A 13780-nucleotide genomic window follows, 5' to 3' on the forward strand; every position below is an offset into this window, starting at 1 on the left:
CAGCGTCGCCAGCAATACCAGCATGGCAAGGTAGATCGGCACCAAAAGCATCCGGCCGCCGAACAGCAGCGCTTCGACCCAGCGCGACAGGAATTTCATGCCGGCCAAGCCTCACGCAAGACGGGGTTAACCCTGGAGAGCGGGAAGGCCATGCGAAGCTCCGATCCTGTTAGCATCATTGCCACTATTACCGACAAACCGGAGATCAGGTAAACGATAGGGAAGGGGAGCGGCGTCAACTCGGGCGGCCATCTGCCGCTGAACCAGGTAACGTCGCGCGTCATTCCATGGCATGACCGCTGATAATTGAGAGGCTTTGATGAACCAGATGACATTCCACGCGCCGCGCCTGATCGAAATCGGCGGCGGCAAAGTCGCCGGCATCGCCGCGCTGCTGGCCCGGCTCGGCCTGTCCCGTCCGCTCATCGTCAGCGACCCGTTCATGGTCTCGTCGGGCCTGCTCGAGCGGCTGACACAGCCGCTGCGCGCCGCCGGGATCGCGTTCGACGTGTTTTCCGAGACCATCCCCGAGCCGACAGACATCGTCGTCGAAGCGGGCGTCAAACGTATCGCCCCGCATCATGACTGCCTGCTGGCCTTTGGCGGCGGCTCGCCGATCGACACCGCCAAGGCCATGACCATCCTCGCAGCCGGCGGCGGCAAGATGCGCGATTACAAAACGCCGGCCGTGGCCGACCGGGCGGCGCTGCCGCTGATCGCCGTTCCGACCACCGCGGGCACCGGCTCGGAGGCGACGCGCTTCACCATCGTCACCGATTCGGAGCGCGACGAGAAAATGCTCATCGCCGGGCTCGGCGCCATGCCGCTCGCGGCCATCGTCGATTACGAGCTGACCTTTTCCGTGCCGCCGCGCATCACCGCCGATACCGGCGTCGACAGCTTCACCCATGCGCTGGAAGCCTATGTCTCCCGCCGGGCCAATGCGTTCTCCGATCCGCTGGCGATCTCCGCCATGCGGCTGATCGGCGCCAATCTGCGCACCGCCTATCACGAGCCGAACAACGCGGCGGCGCGGGAGGCGATGATGCTCGGCGCCACGCAAGCGGGCATGGCCTTTTGCAACGCCTCCGTCGCCCTGGTGCATGGCATGTCACGGCCCATCGGCGCGCATTTCCATGTGCCGCACGGCCTGTCCAACGCCATGCTGCTGCCCGCCGTCACCCGGTTCTCGCTGGAGGCGGCCCTGCCGCGTTACGCTGAGGCGGCGCGCCTGGCGGGGTTCGCGGCGCCGGACGATGCCGACCAGCTGGCCGGCGCCAAGCTGCTCGAAGGGCTGCAGGCGCTGAATGCGGAACTCAGTGTGCCGACGCCGAAGCAGTTCGGCATTGCCGCCGCCGACTGGCAGGCCAAAATCGCGCTGATGGCCGAGCAGGCGCTCGCTTCCGGCAGCCCGGGCAACAATCCGCGCGTGCCCGATGCTGCCGAGATCGTCGCGCTGTATGACGGCATGTATGAGTAATTTCCGGCGCCGGCGATGAATTCTGCGATCGGCTTTGTCACCGGCCTCACCGCCGAGGCCCGGTTATTGGAAAAAACCGGGTTTCTGGTTGCGGCCGGCGGCGGCGGGCCGGAGGGTGCCTACCGCGCCGCCGAGCGCCTGATCGGGCAGGGGGCCCAGGCGCTCGTGAGTTTCGGCCTCGCCGGCGGGCTGGCGCCCGACGCCGCGCCGGGCGCGCTGCTCGTGCCCCGGGCGGTGGCCGAGGGCGCCGATTATTATCCCTGCGATCCGGCGCTCATCACCTTCCTGGGCGGATCTATGGGCGACACGATTCTCGCCGGTAGGGACATTGCCGCCACGGTTGCGCAGAAAGCAGCGCTTTATGGCGCGACGCGAATCGGTGCCGTCGATCTCGAATCTGGTGCCGTCGCCCGCGCGGCCAGGGCGCATGGGCTGCCTTTCGCGGTCCTGCGCGCGGTCGCCGACCCCGCCAGCCGTACCTTGCCGCCGGCGGCCCTGGTGCCTTTGCAACCGTCAGGCGCCATCGACCTGCCGCGCATCCTGCGGTCCGTGGTGGCGAATCCGGCGCAGATTCCGGCGCTGATCGGCCTAGCGCGCGATGCCGGAAGGGCGCGGGCGGCTCTGGTCGGCCGCGTGAAGACGCTCAAAAGATAAGAAAGCAGCCGCTTTTTGAAAAAAGCGGCACCAAAAACTTTTTGAAATTGGGCCCATGGCGGTGAAACCGGCACGGGCCCAAAGTTATCAAAGTTTTTTTGCTACTTTTTGTTCACAAAAAGTAGCGCTTACTCTCACTCAGCCGGAACGGCGGCCGCCTTCTTGGCCTGAATTTCGGCCATTTTCGCCTGCACATGCTTGGAGAACACGAACTCGGCCTTGCGCGCCTTGTCCAGCGGGATCTCCTTGGCCATGGCGCCTTCGGTTTTGATGCCGTTCAGGGCCAGCGCGGCCATCTTCCAGGGGCGCTTCACCGAATCGACCACCGCGGTGGCCTCGAAGCCGGAATGCACCATGCAATCGGCGCATTTCTCGTAATTGCCGACGCCATATTTGTCCCAGTCGGTGCTGTCCATCAGCTCCTTGTAGGTCTTGGCGTAGCCTTCGCCGAGCAGGTAGCAGGGGCGCTGCCAGCCGAACACGTTGCGCGTCGGGTTGCCCCAGGGCGTGCAATGGTAGGTCTGGTTGCCGGCCAGGAAGTCCAGGAACAGCGGGCTCTGGTTGAACTTCCAGTTCTTGCCGCGCTTCTTGCTCTCCTTGCCGTGGCGGAAGATCGCCCGGAACAGTTCCTTGGTGCGCTGCCGGTTCAGGAAATGCTCCTGGTCGGGGGCGCGCTCATAGGCGTAGCCGGGGGAGGTCATCACGCCGTCGATGCCGAGATCGGCGATGGTGTCGAAGAACTTGGCCACCCGCTCCGGGTCCGCGCCGTCGAACAGGGTGCAGTTGATGGAGACGCGGAAGCCCTTGGACTTCGCCAGCTTGATCGCGTCGACGGCGCGCTCGTACACGCCCTCCTGCGACACCGCGGCGTCATGCATGTGCTTGTCGCCGTCCAGATGGATGTCCCAGCAGAAATTCTTGTGCGGCGTGTACTGGTCGATCTTCTTTTCCAGCAGCAGCGCGTTGGTGCACAGATAGATGAACTTGCCCTTGTCGAGGATGCGGCGGGTGATTTCCGGCATTTCCTTGTGCAGCAACGGCTCGCCGCCGGCGATGGCGACGATCGGCGCGCCGCATTCATCGACCGCGAGCACGGCGTCTTCCACGGAAATGCGCTGGTTCAGGATTTCCGACGGGTAGTCGATCTTGCCGCAGCCGGCGCAGGCCAGGTTGCAGCGAAACAGCGGCTCCAGCATCAGGACCAACGGGTAACGCTTGTTGCCCTTCAGATGCTGCTTCATCACATAAGCGCCGACTCGGAGCGCCTGGTTCAATGGCACGGCCATGTTTTTGTTACCTTTTTAAACGTCTTATACGTCGGCCACTTCGGCCGGGAGCTTGAACTTCACGTCCTCGGGGGTTCCGGCCAGAAGCTCGATGTCGACCTGGCCGAAACGGCGCAGCCCCTCGATCACGCCCTGGACCAGCACTTCCGGCGCCGAGGCCCCGGCGGTGAGGCCCACCGTGCGCACGTTCTGGAACCATTCCGGCTGCAGCGCCGCTGCGTCGTCGATCAGGTAGCTCGGCCGGCCCAATTCCGCGCCGATTTCCCGCAGACGATTGGAATTGGACGAATTTTTGCTTCCCACGACCAGGATCATGTCGACCAGCTTGGCCAGATGATGCACCGCTTCCTGGCGGTTTTGCGTCGCATAGCAGATATCGCGCACATCCGGCCCGGTGATCGCCGGGAAACGGTCCTTCAGCGCGCTGATGATGCCGCGCGTGTCATCCACCGACAGGGTGGTTTGGGTAATGTAGGAGAGTTTCTCCGGGCTCTCGACGACCAGGGCGTTGGCGTCCTCGACGGTCTGCACCAGGTAGACCTGCCCGTCGATCTGGCCGATCGTGCCCTCGACTTCCGCATGGCCGGCATGCCCAATCAGCACGATTTCCCGGCCCTGAGCGGCGTAGCGCCGGCCCTCGGCATGCACTTTCGCGACCAGCGGGCAGGTAGCGTCGATCACCGGCAGCGACCGAGTCGCCGCGGCGCTTTCCACCTTGCGGGCCACGCCATGGGCGGAAAACACGGTGATCGCGCCTTCTGGCACCTCGTCGAGCTCGTCGACGAACACGGCGCCGCGCGCGCGCAGATCGGCGACCACATGGCGGTTATGGACGATTTCGTGCCGCACATAGATCGGCGGCCCGAACTTGGTGAGGGCGCGCTCCACGATGTCGATCGCGCGCTCGACGCCGGCGCAAAAGCCGCGCGGCTGCGCCAGGATCACACGAATCGATTTGGGTAATTGAGAGCCATCCATGTCAGGGTTCCTGTTGCCAGTCGGTCACGCTGTCCGTCTTTCTGTCACCCCCCATATGTCATTGCCTCCACAATCGGCAAGCTTGGGCGTAAGGAGGACCTTCAGACTCGATGTAACGGCCAACGTGACTGGTTTGCAGCAGAGGGCGCGGCGCTGGCAATTGGTTTTCCAATCCCTTATGTGCTTTTGAATGCAGGTGTTGCGCCGCTGCCAGATCGCGGCGCAACTCGATGGGCTTCAACGAAGGATAAAGACGAGACATGCGGATGATTGTGGCGCGAGTTATCGGAGGATTGACCTAATGCCGCCGCGGACGCCGCTCTTGGATCGGGTGACATACCCGTCTGACTTGCGAAACCTCTCTCACGAGCAGCTGAAGCAACTGGCGGATGAGTTGCGCGCCGAGACCGTGGATACCGTCTCGGTCACCGGCGGCCATCTCGGCTCGTCCCTTGGCGTGGTCGAGCTGACCGTGGCGATTCATGCCGTGTTCGACACGCCGCGCGACCGCCTGATCTGGGACGTCGGCCACCAGGCCTACCCGCACAAGATCCTCACCGGCCGGCGTGACCGGATTCGCACCCTGCGCCAGCCGGGCGGCCTGTCCGGCTTCACCCGCCGGTCCGAGAGCGAGTACGATCCGTTCGGCGCCGCGCATTCCAGCACCTCCATCTCGGCAGGTCTCGGCATGGCTGTGGCGCGTGACCTCAAGCAGGAGGAAGACCCGCGCCAGGTCATCGCCGTCATCGGCGACGGGTCGATGAGCGCCGGCATGGCCTATGAGGCGATGAACAATGCCGGGGCGATGAAGTCCCGCCTGATCGTCATTCTCAACGACAACGACATGTCCATCGCCCCGCCGGTCGGCGCGATGAGCGCCTATCTGTCGCGTTTGATCTCGTCCCGCAGCTTCATGTCCCTGCGGGACTTCGCCGCGAAAATGGCCAAGCGCTTCCCCCGCCAGCTCGAGCGCACGGCGCGCCGGGCGGAGGAATATGCGCGCGGTATCCTCACCGGCGGTACGCTGTTCGAGGAGCTGGGGTTCTATTATGTCGGTCCGATCGACGGGCATAATCTCGACCATCTGTTGCCGGTGCTGCGCAACATCCGCGACCTGGACAGCAACGAGCCGGTTCTGCTGCATATCGTTACGCAGAAGGGCAAAGGCTATGCGCCGGCGGAAGCGGCCGGCGACAAGCTGCACGCCACCGCCAAGTTCAACGTCGTCACCGGCGAGCAAAGCAAGGCCCCGCCCGGCCCGCCGACCTATACCAATGTCTTCGCCAAGGCCCTGATCGCGGAAGCCGAGGCCGATCCGCGGATCGTCACCGTCACCGCGGCCATGCCGGGCGGCACGGGGCTGGACAAATTCGTCAAGAAATTCCCCAACCGGATGTTCGATGTCGGCATCGCCGAGCAGCACGCGGTCACCTTCGCGGCGGGCATGGCGACCGAGGGTATGGCGCCGTTCTGCGCGATCTACTCCACCTTCCTGCAGCGCGGCTACGACCAGGTTGTGCATGACGTGGTGCTGCAATCCCTGCCGGTGCGATTCGCCATGGACCGCGCCGGTCTGGTCGGCGCCGACGGCGCGACCCATGCCGGTGCTTACGATCTCTGCTATCTCGGGGCGATGCCGAACATGGTTATCATGGCGCCCTCCGACGAGGTGGAGCTGATGCATGCCGTGGCCACGGCGGCGGCGATCGACGACCGGCCTTCCGCCTTCCGCTACCCGCGCGGCGAGGGGCTGGGCCTGGCTTTGCCGGAACGCGGCACCCCGTGGGAGATCGGCAAAGGCCGTATCCTGCGCGAGGGGTCCCGAGTGGCGCTCCTGGCGCTGGGCCCGCGTCTGGCCAACTGCCTCAGCGCCGCCGACGAGCTGGCGGCGCGCGGGTTCCCGACCACGGTTGCCGATGCCCGCTTCATGAAGCCGCTCGATACGGCGCTCATCAACCAGCTCGCGCGCCATCATGAGGTGCTGGTCACCATCGAGGATGGCGCGGCCGGCGGCTTCGGGGCCGCCGTGGCGCATCATCTGGCCTGGTCCGGCGCCTTCGATTCCGGGTTGAAGTTCCGGCCAATGACGTTACCCGACCGGCTCGTCGACCATAACACACCTGCTGGGCAGCTCATTGACGCCGGCCTGACCACGCACGATATCGTGCAGCACGTCATGATGGCGTTGGGGTCTGATTCGCTTCAGGATCTGGCTGCCATTCCCGCTCAGTAAACACCAACTATCTGCATTTAGAGCCATGAAACATTTGCTCCGTTCCACCATGCTGGCGGCGGCGGTGCTGCTTCCAGCCGCCGCCATCGCAGCGACGCCGGAAGCCGTGCCGGTGCAGGCACTCAACGCGGCCCTGATCGCCAGCATGAAGGCCGGCTCCGCCGGCGAGAGCTTCCAATCGCGCGCCGCCGCCTTGGCGCCGGTCGTGAACGCCAGCTACGATATGGCCGAGGTCGAAAAGAATTCCGTCGGTTTTTTGTGGTCGACCATTCCCGCTGCCCAGCAGGAGCGGGTGGCGGCAGCCTTCGAGAAATTCACCGTTGCCAGCTATGTCAGCGAGTTTTCCAAATATAACGGCGAGACGATCACGCTGCTGCCGACGGAAAAGGCGCTCGGTGCCGACAAGATCGTCGAGACGGAGATCGTCCCGGCGGACGGCTCCGCCCCAACGCGGCTCGATTATGTCGTCGCCAACGGTCCAGCCGGCTGGCAGATCACGGACGTGCTGCTCAACGGCACGATCAGCCAGGTGGCCATTCATTCCTCCGATTTCAGCTCGTTGGTGACATCGGGCAATGCCACTCAGTTGATCGCCGCTCTGGAGAAAAAGACCGCGACGCTGGCCAGCGGTGCGGGCTCCTGACATGAGGGACGCTCTCCCGCAAGGTGCTTGCGCCCGCCATCTCGCAAACCGAAGTCGCTGACGTGGCGCTCATTGCCTGGATTGCCGGGCTGTTCGCGCTGATCGGCGTGATTCAGCAATATATCGGCGTACTCATCATCCAGCGTTTCTGCGCCGCTCCCGCGCCCGTGCTGGGCGAACATCCGCCCGTATCGCTGCTGAAGCCGCTCTGCGGCGTCGAGCCGCTTACCGAGCTCGCGCTCGAATCGTTCTTTCTCATCGAGTACCCGGTCTATCAGCTGGTGTTCGGCGTCCAGAACCCGCGGGACCCGGTGCTGGACATCGTCGCACGACTGCAAGCCCGCTACCCGCAGCGCGACGTGACCGTGATCATCGATTCGACGCTGCATGGCACCAACAGGAAGATTTCCAACCTTATCAACATGTATCCCTCGGCGTCTTACGAGACGCTGGTGATGTCGGATGCCGATATCCACGTGCCGCCTTATTTCCTGGACCGCGTGGTCTCGGCTTTGGGCGAGAAGGGGGTCGGGCTGGTCACCACGCTCTATACCGCGCTTCCGGGCACGCCGCGTCTGGCCACGCTGATGGGCGCCAACCAGATCAACTACACCTTCCTTCCCGGGGCGCTGCTGGCCCGCAAGCTCGGCCGCCAGGATTGCCTGGGCGTCACCATGGCGCTGACCAAGACCGTGCTCGCCGAGGTCGGGGGGCTGGAAGCCGTGTCCAACCATCTGGCCGACGATCAGGTGCTGGGGCGCCTGGTCCGCGCCAAGGGCTATCAGCTCACGCTGGCGCCGGTGATTCCCGCCACCACCGTGCCGGAGGCGGATTTCCGCGCCCTGTTCCGGCATGAATTGCGCTGGGCGCGCACCATCCGCGCCCTGGTGCCGCTTCCCTACGCGGCTTCGGTGCTGCAGATCTCGCTGTTCTGGGCCGGGCTGGCCGTCATTTTCAGCGGGGTTTCGGCCTGGGCGGTGGGGCTGATCTTGTTCGTGCTGCTAACGCGCTATATCGCCGCGCGGCGCATCGACGCGCTGCTCCGCCTTGCCAAGGCCGGCGATGCGTGGCTTTTCGTGGTGCGGGATTTCTGTTCGGCGCTCATATATCTCGTCAGTTATGCCGGTGATACGGTAGACTGGCGCGGGCAGAGGATGCGTGCCGATTCCGGGAAACAGCCGGACGCGCCGAAGATTTGAGCCGTTAAGACATTTGAACCGTTGAAAAAAGAGTGATGCCATGTTGAAGACCCTGTTTTTGCAACCTCCCTCCTTTGACGGGTTCGATGGCGGCGCCGGTTCCCGCTACCAGGCGCGCCGCGAGATCAAATCCTTCTGGTTCCCCACCTGGCTGGCCCAGCCCGCCGCCCTGCTGCCGGACAGCACGCTGATCGACGCCCCGCCGGCGCGTCTAACCATGGCAGATGTGCTTCCGCACGCGAAAACCCACGATCTGCTGATCATCCATACCTCCACCCCCTCGTTCGGCAACGACGTGAAGGTGGCGGAGGCGTTCAAGGCCGAGAATCCGCAGCTCCTCATCGGCTTCATCGGCGCCAAGGTGGCGGTACAGCCGGAGGAATCGCTCGCCCGCGCCGCGGTGGTCGATTTCGTCGCCGGCAACGAATTCGATTTCACCATCAAGGAAATCGCCGAAGGCAAGCCACTCGCCGAGGTTGACGGCATCACCTACCGCGACGCCGACGGCCAGCTGGTCAAGAACAAGGACCGGGCGATCCTGCACGACATGGATCAGCTGCCCTTCGTGACCGAGGTGTATAAGAAGCATCTTCGTATCGAAGACTATTTCATCGGCTATCTGATGCACCCCTACATCTCGATGTATACGGGGCGCGGCTGCAAATCCCGCTGCACCTTCTGCCTCTGGCCCCAGACCGTGGGCGGCCATACCTACCGCACGCGCTCGGTCGAGAACGTGGTGGAAGAGATCCGCCGCGCCAAGGAAATGTTCCCCGAAGTGAAGGAGTTCATGTTCGACGACGACACCTTCACCGACAACCTGCCGCGCGCCGAGGCGATCGCCCGGGAACTCGGCAAGATGGGCGTCACCTGGTCCTGCAACGCCAAGGCGAACGTGCCCTACAACACGCTGAAGGTGCTCAAGGAAAACGGCCTGCGCCTGCTCCTGGTCGGCTATGAGAGCGGCAACCAGCAGATCCTGCACAACATCAAGAAGGGCATGCGCATCGACGTCGCCAAGCAGTTCACCAAGGACTGCCATGCGCTCGGCATCAAGATCCACGGCACCTTCATCGTCGGCCTGCCCGGTGAGACGCAGGAGACCTTGAAGGAGACCATCGCGTTCGCCAAGGAGATCAACCCGCACACCATCCAGGTGTCGCTGGCCGCCCCTTATCCCGGCACGTTCCTGTACGAGCAGGCGGTCAAGGAAGGCTGGCTCGATATCGAGCATGCCGAACTGATCGACGAGCACGGCGTGCAGATCGCGCCGCTGCATTATCCGCATCTGACGCACACCGAGATCTTCAAGTCGGTGGAGACGATCTATCGCAGCTTCTATTTCCGGCCGTCGAAGATCATGTCGATCCTGAACGAAATGATCCGCAGCCCGCAAATGATGAAGCGCCGCCTGCGCGAGGGCGTGGAGTTCTTCGCGTTCCTCAAGGAACGCAAGACGGCTTAAGAAAGAGAAGGGCTTCTTTTTTGAAAAAAAGAAGCAAAAAACTTTTTTTAAACTGGGCCGTGCCGGTTTCATCGCCGCCGGCCCAGCGTAAACAAAAGTTTTTGCGGCGCTTTTTTCAAAAAGCGCCCACTTTCTTATGAATCCGATTTTCTCAGCCGATGATTTTGGCCTCACCGTTTCCGTGAACGAGGCGGTGGAGCGGGCGCATATGGATGGCGTGCTCGGCCAGGCCAGCCTGATGGTCGCCGCCCCGGCCGCCGCCGATGCGGTGCGCCGCGCCAAAGCTCTGCCGGCGCTCAAGACCGGCCTGCATCTGGTTCTGGTCGACGGCGATTCGTGCCTCGGCCATTTTCATCTGCCGACCATCACCGGCCCGGATGGGCGCTTTTCCGCCGACCAGGCTTCGCTCGGGGTGAAGTATTTTTTCTCCCCCGCGGCCAGGCGGGAACTGCGCGCGGAAATCCACGCCCAGTTCGCCGCCTATGCCGCCACCGGCCTGGAGATGCATCATGCGGACGCGCATAAGCACATGCATCTGCATCCGACCGTGGCGCGGCTGATGATCGAGATCGGGCGGGAATACGGATGCAAGCGCATCCGCGTGCCCGCCGAGTCGCCCGCCATCATGGCTCTGTGCGGTGAAAAGATCACCGCCGGCGACCGCGCGCTTTACGCCTGGAGCCGCGTGCTGCGCGCCCAAGCCAAACAGGCCGGACTCGCCGCCACCGATCATGTCTTCGGCCTCAAATGGTCGGGCCACATGACCGAGGACAAAATCAGGCTTTTGCTCCGGCATCTGCCCGAAGGGAGCGCGGAAATCTATTTCCATCCGGCAACATATCGCGACGATGCCCTGGTGCGCCTGATGCCCGGCTATGAGCATGAGGCGGAGCTGAAAACATTGTTGGCGCTGCGCCGGGAGTGAGGAAGGAAGCGCTTCTTTTTTGAAAAAAAGAAGCAAAAACTTTTTTAAACCGGGCCGTGCTGGTTTCAACGCCATTGGCCCAGCGTAACCAAAAGTTTTTGCGCCGCTTTTTTCAAAAAGCGGCTGCTTGCTTAAGTGTGATGCCAAGCTGCGCCGGTATAGAAAAACTGCCCAAGCCCGATGGTGAAGATCAGGCAGCCATAGAGCGCGTGCTCCATGCAGGCGAGATAGAGTGAGCGTTCCCGTGCGTAATTCCAGGCGAACATGGCGCCGCCGGCGGTGGTCAGCGTCACCGCGATCGGGTTCAGGAAAATCACATGCGCGAAGCCGAAAGCCAGCGCCGAGGCCAGCACCACCCCGCTTTCCCCGAAGACCCGCGCATAGCGGTGGAACAGGAAGCGCCGAAAGATCACTTCCTGCGGCCAGACCGACAGTACCGGATAGAGCACCATGATCGCCAGCCAGAGGATAGGATGCTCACGCGGCAGGGACAAAAACAGGTGGGGAAGCAGTGCCCAGGTTGCCAGGGTCAAAATTGTACCGAAGACTGCAAACCGCAGGATCACGCGGGCCATCCGTTGTTCCGCCGGCTGTTCCGTCGACGTTGGCAGGCCGAGTAGCAGGCGGATGATGATTTGTATTTTGACGGGCAAAAACCAGGACACGGCTTGCAGGCGGCGGCGCCAGTTGGGCGGCGAGGGGGGCTTGGCCATCCGGCTGGCCTGATAGGTGATCACGCCGCCCACCCAGAGCACCAGGAACAGGATCCCCGGCCGGCGGACTTCCAGGATCGCCAGCGGGCCCAGGGCGAAGAGGAGCAAAAACTCCAGATACAAAAAAACCCGGAGTGATCCGGGTTTTTTTTCGGCGATCAACGCTTGCTGAACTGGAAGCTGCGGCGGGCTTTCGCCTTGCCGTACTTCTTGCGTTCGACGACGCGCGAGTCGCGGGTGAGGAAGCCGGCGACCTTCAGGATGCCGCGCAGATCCGGCTCATAGAGCGTCAGCGCGCGGGAGATGCCATGGCGCACAGCGCCGGCCTGGCCGGAAAGGCCGCCACCGCTGACCGTGCAGAACACGTCGAACTGGTTGTAGCGGTCGGCGACCAGGAAGGGCTGGGTGATCAGCATGCGCAGCACCGGGCGGGCGAAATAGACCGGCGCCTTCTTGCCGTTCACGATGATCTCGCCCTTGCCGGGCTTGACCCACACGCGGGCGATCGCGTTCTTGCGGCGGCCGGTGGCGTAGGAGCGGCCGAGCGCATCGCGCTTGGGCTCACGCTTGGGCGCCGCGGTCTCGGCCACGGCGGCCACGGTGGGCAGGTCCTTCAGGCCAGCAAAAGAATTGGTGGTTTCGGACATGCTCAAACTCTCCGGTTCTTGGCGTTCAGCGCGCCGACATCAAGGGGTTTCGGCTGTTGCGCGCTGTGCGGGTGCTCGGCACCGGCATAGACATACAGGTTCTTCATCTGCTGGCGCTGCAGCGGGCCGCGGGTGATCATGCGCTCCACGGCCTTTTCGAGCACGCGCTGCGGATGGGCGCTGGCCAGGCGGTCCTTGAGGCTGCTGCCCTTGATCCCACCGGCATAGCCGGTGTGGTAATAGAACATGGTCTTCTCGGCCTTCTTGCCGGTCAGCTTCACCTTGTCCGCGTTCACGATCACGATGTTGTCGCCGCAATCGACATGCGGGGTGAATTGCGGCTTATGCTTGCCGCGCAGGCGGGTGGCCACGATGGCGGCCAGACGGCCGAGCACCAGGCCCTCGGCGTCGATCAGGACCCAGTCCTTCTTTACATCCGCCGGCTTCAGCGAAATCGTCGTTTTCATCATTTTGCACCTCAAACTCGAGCGCGGTGTATCGGGATGTTCGCGCATGAAGTCAAGTCTTTTAGGTTGTGGTATTATAATACCGCGCAGTCTCCTGGAAAGTTTCCGCCAGGGACGCGGCCGGTTCCCAGTCCATGGCGCGGGCCGCGGCCGGGTTGGCGACGAAATCGCCGGAGAGGCTCTGCCACATGGCCGAGCGCCCCAGCATGGCGGAAGCGGCGGCGAGAATATGCGGCGGGCATGCGGGCAGTCTGGCCTCGGTTCCCAGCCCTTGGGCCAAAGCGCGTATCAGGTCCGGCGTGCTGATCGTCTCCCAATGCGCCGCCAGCATGCTTTCGGGCATCGCCGGCGCCTGCAGGGCGGCGCGCACGATTCGCGCCAGATCGTCACGCGCGATGAAACTGCGCCGATTCTGCACCGCGCCGAAGGGCAGCGGAATGCCTCGCGCCAGCAATTTCAGCAGCAATTGGATGTTGCCCGGGCAACCCGGGCCGATGACCGCCACCGGCCGGATGATGCAGAGCCCAGGCCCGAAGGCGGCGGCCACGTCATGCTCGGCCTGTAATTTGCTCTCCGCATAGGCGTCCATGGGGTTGGGCGGCGTCGTATCCGTGACCATGCCCTGATGCACGCGGCCATGGACATGCGCGGTGGAGATCAGGATGAAGCGTTTGGCGCCGGCTTCCCGCGCGGCGCGGGCGAGGTTCACCGCGGCATCCACATTGGCGCGCCGCCAGGTCTCCGTCGCTACGCCGCGCCGGTGTCCCAGCCCCGCGGCATGGATCACGGCCTCCATCGGCGGTAATTTCAATCCGGAACCCGTCAGGTCTCCGGTGAGCAGCACGGTCGCGCCGGCCGGCAATGACGCTGTGGATCGTACTCCGGCCAGAACATCGATTCCCGCTTCGCGCAGGATGTGCAAGATCCCACCGCCAATATAGCCGGTGGCGCCGGTGACCAGAACCGTCAATCCAGTCGCGGCTCCGCCCGCCGCCCATTCCGAGGGGGCGCCGCCGGGTTTGGCGCCAGGCGCTCCCGTGTTGGCGTCACCTGCGGCGGTGTCACCGTCGGCGTCGGTATCACGGAGGGG

At 63.9% G+C, this 13780-nt stretch carries 13 protein-coding genes; 7 read left to right on the forward strand and 6 right to left on the reverse strand.

Annotation, left to right across the window (positions count from 1 at the left end; genetic code table 11):
* Positions 1–319: 319 nt before the first annotated feature.
* Together VNC39_RS02620 and VNC39_RS02625 are read left to right on the forward strand one after the other, a co-directional pair.
* Complete coding sequence (locus VNC39_RS02620) at positions 320–1480, forward strand: iron-containing alcohol dehydrogenase (protein WP_325395878.1); 1161 nt, start codon at positions 320–322, stop codon at positions 1478–1480.
* 15 nt (positions 1481–1495) lie between these two features.
* Positions 1496–2134 (forward strand): hypothetical protein, encoded by a 639-nt coding sequence (locus VNC39_RS02625; protein ID WP_325395880.1) that lies wholly within the window; start codon positions 1496–1498, stop codon positions 2132–2134.
* 134 nt (positions 2135–2268) lie between these two features.
* On the opposite strand, the gene hpnH is transcribed toward VNC39_RS02625, so the two are convergent.
* Both hpnH and ispH read right to left on the reverse strand, forming a co-directional pair.
* Positions 2269–3420, reverse strand: a complete 1152-nt coding sequence (gene hpnH, locus VNC39_RS02630; RefSeq protein ID WP_325395882.1) for an adenosyl-hopene transferase HpnH — start codon at positions 3418–3420, stop codon at positions 2269–2271.
* A gap of 24 nt (positions 3421–3444) precedes the next feature.
* Positions 3445–4398, reverse strand: coding sequence for a 4-hydroxy-3-methylbut-2-enyl diphosphate reductase (gene ispH, locus VNC39_RS02635; RefSeq protein WP_408840068.1), 954 nt, complete (start codon positions 4396–4398; stop codon positions 3445–3447).
* Positions 4399–4699: 301 nt separating this feature from the next.
* Here ispH and dxs point away from each other — a divergent pair, with 301 nt between their 5' ends.
* The 5 genes from dxs to hpnK all read left to right on the forward strand — a co-directional run bounded on the left by dxs (position 4700) and on the right by hpnK (position 10863).
* Positions 4700–6631, forward strand: coding sequence for a 1-deoxy-D-xylulose-5-phosphate synthase (gene dxs / locus VNC39_RS02640; protein ID WP_325395884.1), 1932 nt, complete (start codon positions 4700–4702; stop codon positions 6629–6631).
* A 25-nt stretch (positions 6632–6656) separates the two neighbouring features.
* Positions 6657–7274 carry an ABC transporter substrate-binding protein gene (locus tag VNC39_RS02645; protein ID WP_325395886.1) on the forward strand — a complete coding sequence of 206 codons (618 nt, stop codon included), beginning with the start codon at positions 6657–6659 and terminating at the stop codon, positions 7272–7274.
* A gap of 62 nt (positions 7275–7336) precedes the next feature.
* Positions 7337–8473, forward strand: coding sequence for a bacteriohopanetetrol glucosamine biosynthesis glycosyltransferase HpnI (gene hpnI / locus VNC39_RS02650; RefSeq protein WP_325395888.1), 1137 nt, complete (start codon positions 7337–7339; stop codon positions 8471–8473).
* 40 nt (positions 8474–8513) lie between these two features.
* Positions 8514–9938 (forward strand): hopanoid biosynthesis associated radical SAM protein HpnJ, encoded by a 1425-nt coding sequence (gene hpnJ, locus VNC39_RS02655; protein WP_325395890.1) that lies wholly within the window; start codon positions 8514–8516, stop codon positions 9936–9938.
* A 136-nt stretch (positions 9939–10074) separates the two neighbouring features.
* Entirely contained in the window at positions 10075–10863 is a 789-nt protein-coding gene (gene hpnK, locus VNC39_RS02660; RefSeq protein WP_325395892.1) for a hopanoid biosynthesis-associated protein HpnK, read from the forward strand.
* A 131-nt stretch (positions 10864–10994) separates the two neighbouring features.
* On the opposite strand, the gene VNC39_RS02665 is transcribed toward hpnK, so the two are convergent.
* From VNC39_RS02665 to VNC39_RS02680, 4 genes are all read right to left on the reverse strand, one after another.
* A complete protein-coding gene (locus VNC39_RS02665) occupies positions 10995–11684 on the reverse strand; it encodes a CPBP family intramembrane glutamic endopeptidase (protein WP_325395894.1) in 690 nt (229 codons plus the stop codon).
* A 50-nt stretch (positions 11685–11734) separates the two neighbouring features.
* Positions 11735–12223: a 30S ribosomal protein S9 gene (rpsI, locus tag VNC39_RS02670; protein WP_325395896.1), complete on the reverse strand. Its 489-nt coding sequence runs from the start codon at positions 12221–12223 to the stop codon at positions 11735–11737.
* Between the two features lie 2 nt (positions 12224–12225).
* On the reverse strand, positions 12226–12690 hold the full coding sequence (rplM, locus tag VNC39_RS02675) for a 50S ribosomal protein L13 (RefSeq protein ID WP_325395901.1): 465 nt from the start codon (positions 12688–12690) through the stop codon (positions 12226–12228).
* 61 nt (positions 12691–12751) lie between these two features.
* The coding region (locus tag VNC39_RS02680) for an NAD-dependent epimerase/dehydratase family protein (RefSeq protein ID WP_325395898.1) at positions 12752–13780 on the reverse strand (1029 nt) is incomplete at its 5' end.

The sequence above is a fragment of the Acidocella sp. genome (genome assembly GCF_035535915.1).
In the GTDB taxonomy this organism is placed as follows: Bacteria; Pseudomonadota; Alphaproteobacteria; order Acetobacterales; family Acetobacteraceae; genus Acidocella.

Bases quoted from the DNA above. Each gene is read 5' to 3' on its own strand.
- rpsI (WP_325395896.1), bottom strand. From the start codon at position 12,223: ATGTCCGAAACCACCAATTCTTTTGCTGGCCTGAAGGACCTGCCCACC.
- VNC39_RS02620 (WP_325395878.1), top strand. From the start codon at position 320: ATGAACCAGATGACATTCCACGCGCCGCGCCTGATCGAAATCGGCGGC.
- hpnH (WP_325395882.1), bottom strand. From the start codon at position 3,420: ATGGCCGTGCCATTGAACCAGGCGCTCCGAGTCGGCGCTTATGTGATG.
- rplM (WP_325395901.1), bottom strand. From the start codon at position 12,690: ATGAAAACGACGATTTCGCTGAAGCCGGCGGATGTAAAGAAGGACTGG.
- dxs (WP_325395884.1), top strand. From the start codon at position 4,700: ATGCCGCCGCGGACGCCGCTCTTGGATCGGGTGACATACCCGTCTGAC.
- VNC39_RS02625 (WP_325395880.1), top strand. From the start codon at position 1,496: ATGAATTCTGCGATCGGCTTTGTCACCGGCCTCACCGCCGAGGCCCGG.
- hpnJ (WP_325395890.1), top strand. From the start codon at position 8,514: ATGTTGAAGACCCTGTTTTTGCAACCTCCCTCCTTTGACGGGTTCGAT.
- VNC39_RS02645 (WP_325395886.1), top strand. From the start codon at position 6,657: ATGAAACATTTGCTCCGTTCCACCATGCTGGCGGCGGCGGTGCTGCTT.
- ispH (WP_408840068.1), bottom strand. From the start codon at position 4,398: ATGGATGGCTCTCAATTACCCAAATCGATTCGTGTGATCCTGGCGCAG.
- hpnK (WP_325395892.1), top strand. From the start codon at position 10,075: ATGAATCCGATTTTCTCAGCCGATGATTTTGGCCTCACCGTTTCCGTG.